The following is a 12,090-nucleotide window of genomic DNA, read 5'->3' on the forward strand; positions in this document are numbered from 1 at the left end:
CAACATGGAGCCGGACGGCCGTGGCCGCGTGCGCCTGGAGTACCGCATCCCGGCGCGCGGCCTGATCGGTTTCACCAACGAATTTCTGAACCTGACGCGCGGCTCGGGCCTGATCTCCAACATCTTCGACAGCTACGAGCCGCACAAGGGCGACATTGGCGGGCGCAAGAACGGCGTGCTGATTTCCATGGACGATGGTGAAATCTTCACCTACGCGCTGGGCAAGCTGGACGACCGCGGCCGCATGTTCGTGCGGGCCAATGATCCGGTGTACGAGGGCATGATCGTCGGCATTCACAGCCGCGACAACGACCTGGTGGTCAATGCCACCCGTACCAAGCAGCTGACCAACTTCCGCGTATCCGGCAAGGAAGACGCGATCAAGATCACGCCGCCTATCGAATGCACGCTGGAATACGGCGTCGAGTTCATCGAGGACGATGAGCTGGTCGAAATCACACCCAAATCGATTCGCCTGCGCAAACGCCACCTCAAAGAGAGTGACCGCAAGCGCGCCGGCCGCTGATCGGAACCAGCCTGAAAAAGGCCGCTGCCAGCCAGCGGCCTTTTTCTTGGTGAACACGCATCGGCCGTTGGTCTTTAACTGTTTGACAATGCAGCACTTTTTGTTCAAATGAAACTCACGCATAGCCGAGCCGTCGCCCTGATGGTTCTGATTACGATGATGTGGTCCATCGCCGGTGTGGTGACCCGGCAGCTGGAGTCGGCCCGCAGTTTTGAAGTGACCTTCTGGCGCAGCTTTTTCACTGCGGCGTCGCTGCTGGTCATCCTTCCGCTGGTTCGGGGTCGGGTGGTTTTCTCGCAGATCCGCCAACGCGGGCTGGCCTTCTGGCTGTCGGGTCTTTGCTGGAGCATCATGTTCACCGCCTTCATGGTGGCGCTGACGCTGACCACCGTGGCCAACGTGCTGGTGACCATGGCCCTCAGTCCCTTCATCACCGCCTTGCTGGCCCGCGTATTCATCGGTCACCGCATTGCCCCCCGCACCTGGCTGGCGATTGCGCTGGCCGGCGCGGGCATTGCCTGGATGTATGGCGGACAGATGGACCTGGCCAGCAACCTGGGCGGCACGCTGGTGGCGCTGCTGGTGCCGCTGGCCAGCGCCGCCAACTGGACGGTGGTGCAGCACAGCCGCGCCCATGGCAAGAATATTGACCTGGTGCCCGCCGTGTTGCTGGGCGCGGTGGTTTCGACGCTGGCAACCTTGCCGCTGGCATTCCCGTTTGCGGCGACGGCGCATGACCTGGCCCTCTTGGGCCTGCTCGGCCTGGTTCAGCTGGCGATTCCCTGTGTGCTGGCGGTGATGTGTGCGGGCGTGCTGAAGGCGCCCGAAATGGCACTGCTGGCCTTGCTGGAAGTGATTTTCGGTATCCTGCTGGCCTGGTTTGGCGCCGGCGAGGAGCCTGGGGCCAGTGTGCTGACCGGCGGCGCGCTGGTCATAGGCGCGCTGGCGGCCAATGAGATGATTGGATGGAGACAAAAAGCATGAGCGACGCAAGGACAACTACCGCGGCCAGGAGCGACATTCTGGTGGAGCGGCGCGGCAGTGCCGGCCTGATCACCCTGAACCGGCCCAAGGCGCTCAATGCGCTGTCGCTGCCAATGGTCAAGGATTTGCTGCAGACCCTGCGGGCCTGGCGCGACGACCCGCTGGTAGCGCTGGTGGCGGTTCGCGGCACCAACAAGGTGGGCCGTCCCGGCACGCCGGAAAGCCTGTTTGGCGGGTTTTGTGCGGGCGGTGACATCCGGTTTTTTCACCAGGCTGCGTTGGCCGGCGATGCCGCGCTGGACGAGTTCTTCACCGAGGAATACACCCTCAACCACCTGATCCAGACCTATCCCAAGCCATTGATTGCCTTCATGGACGGCATCGTGATGGGCGGCGGCATGGGACTGTCGCAGGGCGCCAGGGTGCGCATCGTCACCGAGCACACCAAAATGGCCATGCCCGAAACCAATATCGGGCTGTTTCCCGACGTGGGGGGCGGCTACTTTCTGAGCCGCTGTCCGGGCCATGTGGGCGAATATCTGGCGCTGACCGGCGAGGTGATAGGCGCCGACGACGCGATTGCCTTTGGCTTGGCCGATGTCAAACGCGAGGCGGCCAGCCTGCCGGCCCTTTGGGAGCGCCTGGCGGACCAGAACTTTGCGTCCGCAGCGGCGGCGGAGCAGTGGATTGCTACAGAATTAATAGCTGATACCGCGCGTTCTACCTGGGCTGGAGGCCAAATTGATAGCTATTTTTCATTGCTGCGGGTAAAACACATCATTGATGCACTGGAAGGCGCGCAGGACCCCTGGGCCCTTAAAACCGCCGCGACCCTGCGCAAGCGCTCGCCCCTGATGCTGCATGTGGCGCTGGAGCAGATTCGCCGCGCGCGCGGCATGAGCCTGGCCGACGATTTGCGCATGGAAAGGGACATGGTGAACCACTGCTTTCACCTGCGTGCGGGTGCCGTCGGCGAAACGGTGGAGGGCATACGCGCGCTGGCCATCGACAAGGACTACCAACCGAAGTGGAACCCCGCCCGGATTGAAGACGTCAAGCCGGGTATGGCCGATGCATTTTTTGTCAGCCCCTGGACGGCAGACAGCCATCCGCTGCGCGAGCTACGCTAGGCGTTCAGGTTTTTTGGGCTCCAGGCGACCCGGCCCTGCTAAATCTGCTCGTAAACCACCTGGGCAAGCTTCATCAAGTCGTCACGTGGCAGCTTGCCGGCCAGCGCGTAAGCAAAACCGTGCCCGACCCAATAAATCTCAGGGACCGGGCCCGCAGCGGAGTAGGTCAAGGGGGTATCGCGGCTGGCAGTTGCGGCGGTGCTGCTGCTGAGCGTTCCCAGGTACAACGTGACACGCTCACCGCCTGCGTTCTGGAACATGAACTGCGCCCGCGAGCCGCCGTTGCCGCCATCACCCGGCAGCAAACGCCCACCCACAAACTCGTAGCCCTGCGGCGAGAGATCAGGAACCTTCAAGGACTTGTCCAGCCGCTTGGACAGCCACTGAAGCAGATGCTCCTGCTGTGCGGCGGCGACCTCCACCGCGTGGCGCACTTCCGGTACATACACCGCATGGGCCAGGGCCGCCTGGCGCGCAAACTCCTGTTCCGTGCCTCGCGCCTTGGCCAGCATCTGGGCCGTGTCGGGCCGCGATGCGGCCCACCGCCCGTGCGACAGCCAGCCCACACCAAACGCCATCAGGACGCCCGCGGCGATGCCGCCCCAGCGCCACCACTGGTCAGACTGCTGGTGGGCCGCCGCCACCCGCTCTGCCGCAGCCAGCAAGCTGGGCGGCAGCGGCTCGTCCAGCAGGGGGCGCTGCAATTGACGCAGCGCATCGCGCTGGGCGCGCCAGGCCGCCAGCGTGGCGGTGGCCAGGGCATCACCGGCCAGGCGCGACTCCAGCGCGCCGCGCTCGGCAGCGGGCAACTGGTTGTCCAGCAGGGCGTGCAATTCGCTCTCTGAGACGGCGCGGGGGGAATGCTGCAGGTTCATGGGTTTGCCCGGATAGGTCATTGAAGACGATGCAGCACCGGCTTGTGGGTCACGGCGCGCAGGGCGGGCGTCTTGTCGAGGCTGCCTTCCATCAGTTCGCGCAGTCGGGCGCGGGCCCTGGACAGGCGGGACATCACGGTACCGACCGGCACCCCGGTGATCCGGGCCACATCTTCGTAGGACATATCCTCCAGGCTGACCAGCAACAGCGTGGCGCGCTGGTCTTCGGGCAGGCGCATCAGGCAGCGGTGCAAATCCATGGCCATGTCCAGACCCGTGTCGGCGGCAATCAGTTCGTCGTTCACGTCTTCCATATCAACCATCCTTCCCGCGTTGGATTGCCGGATCGAGCGACGCACCTGGTTGGCAAACTGGTTGTGCATCAGGGTAAACAGCCAGGCCCGCAGGTTCGAGCCTGCCGCCCACAGACGCCACTTGCTGCAGGCTCGCTCCAGCGTGTCCTGCACCAGGTCGTCAGCGGCCCAGGCATTGCCCGTCAATACCCGCGCATAGCGCCGCAGGCCGGGGATCTGGGCAATCAGCTCAGACCGGTCCATGGGCTCAGGCCCGGCCTGCCAGGGGTGTCATGCCGGGTGCCAACTGAACATCAGGGTTTGACGATGTGCCACACGTCCTGCACACCGTCACCGGTCTTGTCGCCCGGCTTGGTGTCCTTGATCCAGTAATACAGCGGCTTGCCTTTGATGGCCCACTGTTTTTTGCCATCATCACGGGTGATGACCATGTAGTCGCCGGAGGGCTTGTCGCTGTCGGCGGCCATCAAGGGCGGCCAGTTGGTGGCGCAGGGGCCGTTGCAAACGGATTTACCGCTGCCAGTGGCATCTTTGTCGAAGGTGTAAAGCGTCATGCCGTTGGCGCCCACCAGCATGCCATCGGCTACTTTGGCGGGGCTTTGGGCATACATCGAGGCGCAGGCCCCGAGCATTCCGGCGGACAGGGCGGCTATGGTCAAGAGTTTCATGGAGTTCTCCTTGGGAAAGGGGTGGTGCAGAAGTAGTCTGTACCTGCATAAACACCTGCGCAACCCGGATTATTCCATCAGCCCCGATTGTTTTTTCAGCTTGAACCGGGCGCCTTCACCCTTACCGGCTTCTTGACTTCATGGCACGCTCGACTTCCCGCTTGCCCTCGCGGTCCTTGATGGTGTCGCGCTTGTCATGTTCGCCCTTGCCCTTGGCCAGGCCAATCTCGCATTTGACCTTGCCCGCCTTCCAGTGCATGTTTAGCGGCACCAGGGTGAAACCTTTTTGCTCGACCTTGCCCATCAGCCGGCGAATCTCGTCCTTGTGCATCAGCAGTTTCTTGGTGCGCACCGAATCGGGCCGCACATGGGTCGATGCGGTGCCCAGCGGATTGATCTGGCAGCCGATGATGAAAAGTTCGCCGTTGCGTACCACCACATAGCCATCGGTCAACTGCACCTTGCCTTCGCGCACCGATTTGACCTCCCAGCCTTCGAGCACCATGCCGGCCTCAAAGCGCTCTTCAATATGGTAGTTGAAGAGGGCCTTTTTGTTATCGGCAATGCGCACGGCCGCAGCTGCCGCTTTGGCAGACAGCTTGGTGTCGGTTTTCCCGGAAGAGGCTGCGGCTGGTTTTTTGGAGGAGGATGCTTCTTTGGTGGCCATTGGATGGAAAATGTGGGCGCCATCGGCTAATACAATTGCGCGCAACTCCTGATTGTATGAAAACCGTTCACAAGTCCGTCCTGATCTGGTACAGCGCCGCCGAAATGTTTGCGCTGGTCACCGACGTCGCCAGCTATCCGGAGTTTTTGCCCTGGTGCGACCAGGCTTCCGTGCTTGAGCAGACCGCCGCCGGCATGACCGCCAAGGTCGGCATTTCCATTGCCGGCATCACGCAGAGTTTCACCACCCTCAATGTGCACCAGCCGGACCGCAAAGTCAGCCTCAAGCTGGTCGAAGGGCCATTTTCCAAGCTCGATGGCGAGTGGAATTTTCACCCCCTGGGTGACGGCAAGCAGCGTGCCTGCAAGGTCGAGTTCATGCTGCGCTACGGCTTTGACAACGCGGCACTGGCCGGACTGGTGGGGCCGGTGTTCGACAAGATTGCGGGCAGCCTGGTGGATGCCTTCGTCAAAAGGGCAGGCCAGGTCTATGGCGAGCCAGACTGATGGATGGCAAGCGCCTGAACATCGTGCTGGTTTACTCGCCAGCCCCGCGGCAGGTCCGCGAATGGCGTCTGACACTGGCGGCCGGAGCCACCGTGACCGAGGCACTTGCCCGTTGCGGCATTTTTGAGGAATTTCCGGATCTGCCCGGCACCGGGTTAACACTGGGCATCTGGGGCAAAAAAACCAGCTTGAACCACCAACTGCGGGATCAGGATCGCCTGGAAATTTACCGGGGCCTGCGGGTAGACCCCAAAGTGGCGCGCCGGGAACGCTTTAACCGACAGGGCGCGAAAAGCGCCGGGCTGTTTGCAAAAACCAGAGTCGGCGCAAAGGCCGGCTACTAGCCCCCACCCCCAAGCTGCAACCTACTGGCAACTGGCGTCCGAAACTTCCTGGGCGCGTCTGGACTCTTCCGCGCGCCTGGCGTCGTCCATCACCTCGCGTTCGCCCATGGTGTTGGTCGTGGCCACCCGCACACCCGATTTCAGGGTCGTCAGGTAACGTCTGGCCCGGTCACAGTTTTCTGCCCTGGATTTGGCGGTCTTTTCTTCTTCGACTTTCTTTTTGGCTGCTTCTTGCTCTTCAGCCTGCTTTTTCTTCGCTTCAAGTTCCGCGTCTTTGCCAGACAGCTTGGGCGCAGCGGCTTTGGCAACGGTGGCCGAAACGGGTGTCGCAGGGGCAGGGGATGCCGCAGCACTCCCGCCCGCTGCTGCCGCAAGCACCCGGTTGCTGCCGCCAGGGCGCTTGAGGATATTTTTTTCCTGCACGTCGGCCGGTGGCGAGCGGTCGCTAAATACCTTGCGACCATCTTTGTCTATCCACTGCCACTGGGCCAGTGCGGAAAGCGCACATGTCCCGCCGGCAAGGGCCAACACCAGGGTTCTTGAAGCAACTTTGAGATCCATTGGGCCAGTGTATCGCTGTGCCGCGTGGTTTGCTGCATGCCGCGCGGTAAAACGGCATTTTTGCCGCCTGGCGCCGAAAACCTCAGAAAATCGCTCGCAAACTGCTGCAAAAATGCCGAAAGGGTGGCCCCTGGGGGCTCTGGCGGCAAGGGTACAATCGTGTTTTTGGAGCCATCCCTATGCGCCTACTCGGCAAAGCGCTCACCTTCGACGACGTATTGTTGGTGCCAGCGTTCTCCCAGGTCCTGCCCAAGGACACCTCTCTTTCCACCCAGTTCTCCCGAAACATCCGCCTGAACCTGCCGCTTGTGTCCGCGGCCATGGACACGGTAACCGAAGCCCGCCTGGCCATTGCCATCGCGCAAGAGGGCGGCATCGGCATCGTTCACAAAAACCTGACACCGCAGCAGCAGGCGGCCGAAGTGGCCAGGGTCAAGCGTTACGAAAGCGGCGTGCTGCGCGACCCGGTGGTCATCACGCCGACACACACCGTGCGCCAGGTCATGGCGCTCAGCGAGCAGCTGGGCATTTCCGGTTTCCCGGTGATCGACGGCGGGCGGGTCGTCGGCATCGTGACCGGGCGCGACATGCGCTTCGAGTCGCGCATGGACGTGCCGGTCAGCACCATCATGACGCCGCGCGAGCGCCTGATCACGATTTCTGAAACGGCATCGCTGGAAGAGGCCAAGGCGCTTTTGAACAAGCACCGGCTCGAGCGGGTATTGCTGATCAATGACAATTTCGAGCTCAAGGGTCTGATCACCGTCAAGGACATCACCAAGCAAACCACTTTCCCGAATGCTGCGCGCGATGCGCGTGGCCAGCTGCGCGTCGGCGCGGCGGTCGGCGTCGGTGAGGGCACCGAAGAACGTGTCGAGGCGCTGGTCAGGGCCGGCGTCGACGCCATCGTGGTCGACACCGCCCACGGCCACAGCAAGGGCGTGATTGACCGCGTGCGCTGGGTCAAGCAAAACTACCCGCAGGTCGATGTGATTGGCGGCAACATTGCCACCGGCGCGGCGGCGCTGGCGCTGGCCGAAGCCGGCGCCGACGGCGTCAAGGTCGGCATTGGCCCCGGCAGCATCTGCACCACCCGCATCGTCGCGGGTGTCGGCGTGCCGCAAATCATGGCGATTGACAATGTGGCGACCGCGTTGCGCGGCAGCGGCGTTCCCTTGATTGGTGACGGCGGCATTCGCTACAGCGGCGACATTGCCAAGGCGATTGCCGCCGGTGCCAGCACCGTGATGATGGGCGGCATGTTTGCCGGTACCGAAGAGGCGCCGGGCGAAGTCATCCTGTACCAGGGCCGCAGCTACAAGAGCTACCGCGGCATGGGCAGCATAGGCGCCATGCAGCAGGGCAGTGCCGACCGCTACTTTCAGGAGTCCAGCACCGGCAACCCCAATGCCGACAAGCTGGTGCCCGAGGGCATCGAAGGCCGGGTGCCCTACAAGGGCTCCATGGTCGCCATCGTGTTCCAGATGGCCGGCGGTTTGCGGGCCAGCATGGGCTACTGCGGTTGCGCCACGATTGAAGACATGGCCAACAAGGCCGAGTTTGTGGAAATCACCTCCGCAGGCATCCGTGAAAGCCATGTCCACGATGTGCAGATCACCAAGGAAGCGCCGAATTACCGGGCTGATTGAGCCCCCACGCTTGTCACTGCGTGTACTACGCTGCCCCCCGAGGGGGCTAATTTTCCTAGGGGCGGCCCGTCGGAAAATTGTCTTCAAACTTCGACGGCCCCGTGGCGATTGATCAAATCCAATGCAGCACCAGAAAATCCTCATTCTCGATTTCGGCTCCCAGGTCACCCAGCTGATTGCCCGGCGCGTGCGCGAGGCGCATGTGTTTTGCGAAGTCCATCCCTGCGATGTGACCGATGAATGGGTGCGTGACTACGCCAAAGACGGCTCGCTCAAGGGCATCATCCTCTCGGGCAGCCATGCCAGCGTCTACGAAGACACCACCGACAAGGCGCCGCAGGCGGTGTTCGAGCTGGGCTTGCCGGTGCTGGGCATCTGCTACGGCATGCAGACCATGGCACACCAGTTGGGCGGCAAGGTCGAGGGCGGCCACAAGCGCGAGTTTGGCTCCGCCGATGTGCGCGCCCGTGGCCACACCGCGCTGCTCAAGGACATTGCCGACTTCACCACGCCCGAAGGGCAGGGCATGCTCAATGTCTGGATGAGCCATGGCGACAAGGTCACAGAAATGCCGCCAGGCTTCAAGCTCATGGCGTCGACCGATTCCTGCCCGATCGCCGGCATGGCCGACGAAGAGCGCCGCTTTTATGCGTTGCAGTTCCACCCCGAAGTCACGCATACCAAACAGGGCGCGGCGATTTTGCAGCGCTTTGTGCTGGGCATTTGCGGCACCCGGCCCGACTGGGTCATGGGCGACTACATCAGCGAAGCCGTCGAAAAAATCCGCCAGCAGGTCGGTGATGAAGAGGTCATTCTGGGCCTGTCGGGCGGTGTCGATTCATCGGTGGCCGCGGCGCTGATTCACCGCGCCATAGGTGATCAGCTGACCTGCGTGTTCGTCGACCACGGCCTGCTGCGCCTGAACGAAGGCGACATGGTGATGGACATGTTTGTCGGCAAGCTGCATGCCAAGGTGATTCGCGTCGATGCGGCCGGACAGTTTCTGGGGCAGCTGGCGGGCGTGAGCGAGCCCGAAGCCAAGCGCAAGATCATTGGCCGCGAGTTCGTCGAGGTATTCAAGGCCGAAGCCGCCCGGCTGAAAGCCGGCGACGGTGGCCACCAGGGCGCCAAGTGGCTGGCCCAGGGCACGATTTACCCCGATGTGATCGAGTCCGGCGGCGCCAAAAGCAAAAAAGCCGTCACCATCAAGAGCCACCACAATGTCGGCGGCCTGCCCGAGCAGCTGGGCCTGAAACTGCTGGAGCCGCTGCGCGAACTGTTCAAGGACGAAGTGCGCGAACTGGGCGAGGCGCTGGGCCTGCCGCACGACATGGTGTATCGCCATCCTTTCCCGGGGCCGGGCCTGGGCGTGCGGATTCTGGGTGAAGTCAAAAAAGAGTATGCCGACCTGCTGCGCCGCGCCGACGCGATCTTCATCGAAGAGCTGCGCAACTTCAAGGATGCCGAGACCGGCAAAAGCTGGTACGACCTGACCAGCCAGGCCTTCACGGTCTTTTTACCGGTGAAAAGCGTGGGCGTGATGGGCGATGGCCGCACCTATGATTACGTGGTGGCCCTGCGCGCGGTGCAGACCAGTGACTTCATGACGGCCGACTGGGCCGAGCTACCCTACGCGCTGCTCAAGAAGGTGTCCGGCCGCATCATCAACGAAGTGCGCGGCATCAACCGCGTGACCTACGACGTCAGCAGCAAGCCGCCCGCCACCATCGAGTGGGAATGATTCGGCTTCTTTCAGGGTCTATCGATATCTATCAGAAATCGAGGCTAAGTTCTTGTCCCGTATAGGAAACGTCTGTCGAGATCTATCGACATCTATCGGGGGATGCGCCCCAGTCTGACGGTAAATCTGACGGAGGTGTCGTGACGGTCTTTGGGTCGACTGAGCTGATCTGGAATCAATTTTGCTGTGCAGCAAATATTTCGTTCTTACGGAATATTCTATACAGTTCAATCATTCGCTGTACAGCGAATAACCCATAAGGCATGGTCGTGAACACACCTGAAGTCGAGAGCGCGTTGATCGCCGAACTCCTGGAAGCCCTGCGGGCCCTCCCGGACGTGACGGCCGATCTCGCGTGCCAAGTCGACGCTGGCGGGCAGGCGGCGGTGAACGACGTTTCAGTCTCGATGCAGGTTGCCGGGCGTCCCTTGGCATTGCTGGTCGGGATCCGAAAGGCGCTCTATCCACGGGATGTCCGGCAGGCACTTTGGCAGATCCGGGATGCAGCGTCGCGGCGCACTGGCGATGCCGGCGCAGAAGGCGCCGTGCCGCTGCTCGCGGCCGAATCGATCTCACCGGGCGCCAAGGACCTGCTGAAAGCGGAGCGGGTCGGTTATTTCGACGCCGGGGGCAGCCTGTACCTCCCGGCACCGGGGGCGCTCTTCTTCGTGGACAAGCCACCCTCGAAGTCGACCTCCCGGGCAATCCGTTCGCTGTTTTCCGGGCGTCGCGCTCACGTGTTGCATGGCCTGCTGATGCGTCGCGAGGATTGGCTGGGTGTGACCGAGCTGGCCGAGGACGTCTCGGCATCCCCGTCGACCGTGTCGATGGTCTTGACCGAACTGGAACGACTCGACTGGCTGGATTCACGGGGGCAGGGGCCGGGCAAGCAACGGCGCGTGAGTCAGCCTGCGGCACTGCTGGATGCCTGGGCCACGAGCCTGCGGCAGCAACCGGCTGAGGCGATGCGCAGGTTCTTCGTTCCTTCCATGAAGGTCGACGCCCTGGCCGCAGGACTTGACGGTGTGTGTGCTTCGCATGGGATCGACTACGCGGTCACCCACGAAGCGGCTGCCCAGCGCTACGCCCCTTTTCTGTCGAACGTCTCCCAGGTTCGCATCCGCTTGCCGGCCGGTTCGGTCACCGAGGCTGCGCTGGGTGAGCTGGGCGCCCGCCCCGTCAGCGAGGGCGCGAATCTGGTGGTCATCGACGCCAAGTCGCCGGGGGATCTTCTGTTCAGGCAGCGGGTGGACGGTGCCTGGCTGGCCAGCCCGATCCAGACCTATCTGGACCTGGTGCGCGCCGAGGGTCGCGCCAAGGAATTGGCCGAGCACCTGCGCAAGGAAAGGATCGGCTTCTGATGGTCAAACCTTCGCACTTCGGCGGATACAGCGATGCCTACACCGTGGACTGCGAGCGTGTCCTCGTCACGCTGTTGCGCGGGCTCGGGCCATGGAAGGAGTCGGTCTTCCTGGTCGGAGGTCTGACGCCGCGCTATCTGGTGCCCCAGCGTCCACCCGACGTGCCTGCGCACGCCGGCACGCTGGATGTCGACATCGTCATCGATCTGCAGCTCCTGGCCGACACCGACGCGTACCACTCGCTGGAGGACAACTTCAAGCGCATGGGGTTCGAGCGCGCTGTCAACGAACAGGGTTTGAAGCTTTCGTGGCGCTGGCAAACGCGCACCGAGCACGGGGCGCTGATGGTGCTGGAGCTCTTGGCAGATGCGCCCCAGATCGCCGGGGGCCGGGTGCAGCCGTTGCCGACGGAAGGCACGATCTCGGCGCTCAACATCCCGCACTCGTCCATCGTTTTCGACCTGCATCAGGTCACCGAGATCCGTGCGGAGCTGCTGGGCGAGAACGGCATGGCCACCGAACGCGTCAAGCATGCGGACATCGTCAGCTTCACTTGCCTGAAGGCCTTCGCGTTCGACCAGCGTTTCGAGCGCAAGGACGCCCATGACCTGATCTACTGCATCGAGCATGCCCCAGACGGGCTCGGCGCCGTCGTCGCAGCCTTTGGCCATGCGATGGCCGGCTCGCATTCAGCCGTCATCCGGGAGGGACTCGATGTCCTGAGGCGCCGATTCGCCAATGACGAGGCGACCGAGGGCTACCGC

The 12,090-nt window shown here is 62.8% G+C and carries 13 protein-coding genes and 1 pseudogene; 9 read left to right on the plus strand and 5 right to left on the minus strand.

What is annotated here, in order from left to right:
* The 3 genes and pseudogenes from RMO23_RS00425 to RMO23_RS00435 all read left to right on the plus strand — a co-directional run.
* Positions 1–526 (plus strand): annotated as a pseudogene (locus RMO23_RS00425) (translational GTPase TypA); the annotation flags it as partial.
* A gap of 108 nt (positions 527–634) precedes the next feature.
* On the plus strand, positions 635–1,510 hold the full coding sequence (locus RMO23_RS00430; RefSeq protein WP_309677996.1) for a DMT family transporter: 876 nt from the start codon (positions 635–637) through the stop codon (positions 1,508–1,510).
* A complete protein-coding gene (locus tag RMO23_RS00435; protein ID WP_309677998.1) occupies positions 1,507–2,640 on the plus strand; it encodes an enoyl-CoA hydratase/isomerase family protein in 1,134 nt (377 codons plus the stop codon). The genes RMO23_RS00430 and RMO23_RS00435 overlap by 4 nt, the downstream gene beginning before the upstream one ends.
* 38 nt (positions 2,641–2,678) lie before the next feature.
* Here the strand turns inward: RMO23_RS00435 and RMO23_RS00440 are convergent, their stop codons facing one another.
* From RMO23_RS00440 to smpB, 4 genes are all read right to left on the minus strand, one after another.
* Positions 2,679–3,515 carry an anti-sigma factor gene (locus RMO23_RS00440; RefSeq protein ID WP_309678000.1) on the minus strand — a complete coding sequence of 279 codons (837 nt, stop codon included), beginning with the start codon at positions 3,513–3,515 and terminating at the stop codon, positions 2,679–2,681.
* Positions 3,516–3,532: 17 nt separating this feature from the next.
* Complete coding sequence (locus RMO23_RS00445) at positions 3,533–4,072, minus strand: sigma-70 family RNA polymerase sigma factor (protein WP_309678001.1); 540 nt, start codon at positions 4,070–4,072, stop codon at positions 3,533–3,535.
* 50 nt (positions 4,073–4,122) lie between these two features.
* A complete protein-coding gene (locus tag RMO23_RS00450; protein WP_309678004.1) occupies positions 4,123–4,497 on the minus strand; it encodes a hypothetical protein in 375 nt (124 codons plus the stop codon).
* A gap of 121 nt (positions 4,498–4,618) precedes the next feature.
* On the minus strand, positions 4,619–5,164 hold the full coding sequence (gene smpB / locus RMO23_RS00455; RefSeq protein WP_309678006.1) for an SsrA-binding protein SmpB: 546 nt from the start codon (positions 5,162–5,164) through the stop codon (positions 4,619–4,621).
* Positions 5,165–5,220: 56 nt separating this feature from the next.
* Between smpB and RMO23_RS00460 the strand changes: the two genes are divergently transcribed.
* Together RMO23_RS00460 and RMO23_RS00465 are read left to right on the plus strand one after the other, a co-directional pair.
* Complete coding sequence (locus tag RMO23_RS00460) at positions 5,221–5,670, plus strand: type II toxin-antitoxin system RatA family toxin (protein ID WP_309678007.1); 450 nt, start codon at positions 5,221–5,223, stop codon at positions 5,668–5,670.
* Complete coding sequence (locus tag RMO23_RS00465; protein ID WP_309678008.1) at positions 5,670–6,014, plus strand: RnfH family protein; 345 nt, start codon at positions 5,670–5,672, stop codon at positions 6,012–6,014. Before RMO23_RS00460 ends, RMO23_RS00465 begins: the two co-directional genes overlap by 1 nt.
* A gap of 21 nt (positions 6,015–6,035) precedes the next feature.
* Here the strand turns inward: RMO23_RS00465 and RMO23_RS00470 are convergent, their stop codons facing one another.
* On the minus strand, positions 6,036–6,575 hold the full coding sequence (locus tag RMO23_RS00470; protein WP_309678010.1) for a DUF4124 domain-containing protein: 540 nt from the start codon (positions 6,573–6,575) through the stop codon (positions 6,036–6,038).
* Positions 6,576–6,754: 179 nt separating this feature from the next.
* Between RMO23_RS00470 and guaB the strand changes: the two genes are divergently transcribed.
* From guaB to RMO23_RS00490, 4 genes are all read left to right on the plus strand, one after another.
* Positions 6,755–8,224, plus strand: coding sequence for an IMP dehydrogenase (gene guaB / locus RMO23_RS00475; protein WP_309678011.1), 1,470 nt, complete (start codon positions 6,755–6,757; stop codon positions 8,222–8,224).
* Positions 8,225–8,345: 121 nt separating this feature from the next.
* Positions 8,346–9,965, plus strand: coding sequence for a glutamine-hydrolyzing GMP synthase (gene guaA / locus RMO23_RS00480; protein WP_309678013.1), 1,620 nt, complete (start codon positions 8,346–8,348; stop codon positions 9,963–9,965).
* 263 nt (positions 9,966–10,228) lie between these two features.
* Positions 10,229–11,326: a type IV toxin-antitoxin system AbiEi family antitoxin gene (locus RMO23_RS00485; protein WP_309678014.1), complete on the plus strand. Its 1,098-nt coding sequence runs from the start codon at positions 10,229–10,231 to the stop codon at positions 11,324–11,326.
* The coding region (locus RMO23_RS00490; RefSeq protein ID WP_309678016.1) for an antitoxin at positions 11,326–12,090 on the plus strand (765 nt) is incomplete at its 3' end. The genes RMO23_RS00485 and RMO23_RS00490, both read left to right, overlap by 1 nt.

Origin of the sequence: Polaromonas sp. (assembly GCF_031411155.1) — a bacterium.
Lineage (GTDB): Bacteria > Pseudomonadota > Gammaproteobacteria > Burkholderiales > Burkholderiaceae_C > Polaromonas.

Excerpts from the sequence above, each read along its gene's own strand:
- guaB (WP_309678011.1), top strand. The coding sequence starts at position 6,755 with ATGCGCCTACTCGGCAAAGCGCTCACCTTCGACGACGTATTGTTGGTG.
- guaA (WP_309678013.1), top strand. The coding sequence starts at position 8,346 with ATGCAGCACCAGAAAATCCTCATTCTCGATTTCGGCTCCCAGGTCACC.
- RMO23_RS00450 (WP_309678004.1), bottom strand. The coding sequence starts at position 4,497 with ATGAAACTCTTGACCATAGCCGCCCTGTCCGCCGGAATGCTCGGGGCC.
- smpB (WP_309678006.1), bottom strand. The coding sequence starts at position 5,164 with ATGGCCACCAAAGAAGCATCCTCCTCCAAAAAACCAGCCGCAGCCTCT.
- RMO23_RS00435 (WP_309677998.1), top strand. The coding sequence starts at position 1,507 with ATGAGCGACGCAAGGACAACTACCGCGGCCAGGAGCGACATTCTGGTG.
- RMO23_RS00460 (WP_309678007.1), top strand. The coding sequence starts at position 5,221 with ATGAAAACCGTTCACAAGTCCGTCCTGATCTGGTACAGCGCCGCCGAA.
- RMO23_RS00485 (WP_309678014.1), top strand. The coding sequence starts at position 10,229 with ATGGTCGTGAACACACCTGAAGTCGAGAGCGCGTTGATCGCCGAACTC.
- RMO23_RS00465 (WP_309678008.1), top strand. The coding sequence starts at position 5,670 with ATGGATGGCAAGCGCCTGAACATCGTGCTGGTTTACTCGCCAGCCCCG.
- RMO23_RS00430 (WP_309677996.1), top strand. The coding sequence starts at position 635 with ATGAAACTCACGCATAGCCGAGCCGTCGCCCTGATGGTTCTGATTACG.
- RMO23_RS00445 (WP_309678001.1), bottom strand. The coding sequence starts at position 4,072 with ATGGACCGGTCTGAGCTGATTGCCCAGATCCCCGGCCTGCGGCGCTAT.
- RMO23_RS00440 (WP_309678000.1), bottom strand. The coding sequence starts at position 3,515 with ATGAACCTGCAGCATTCCCCCCGCGCCGTCTCAGAGAGCGAATTGCAC.
- RMO23_RS00470 (WP_309678010.1), bottom strand. The coding sequence starts at position 6,575 with ATGGATCTCAAAGTTGCTTCAAGAACCCTGGTGTTGGCCCTTGCCGGC.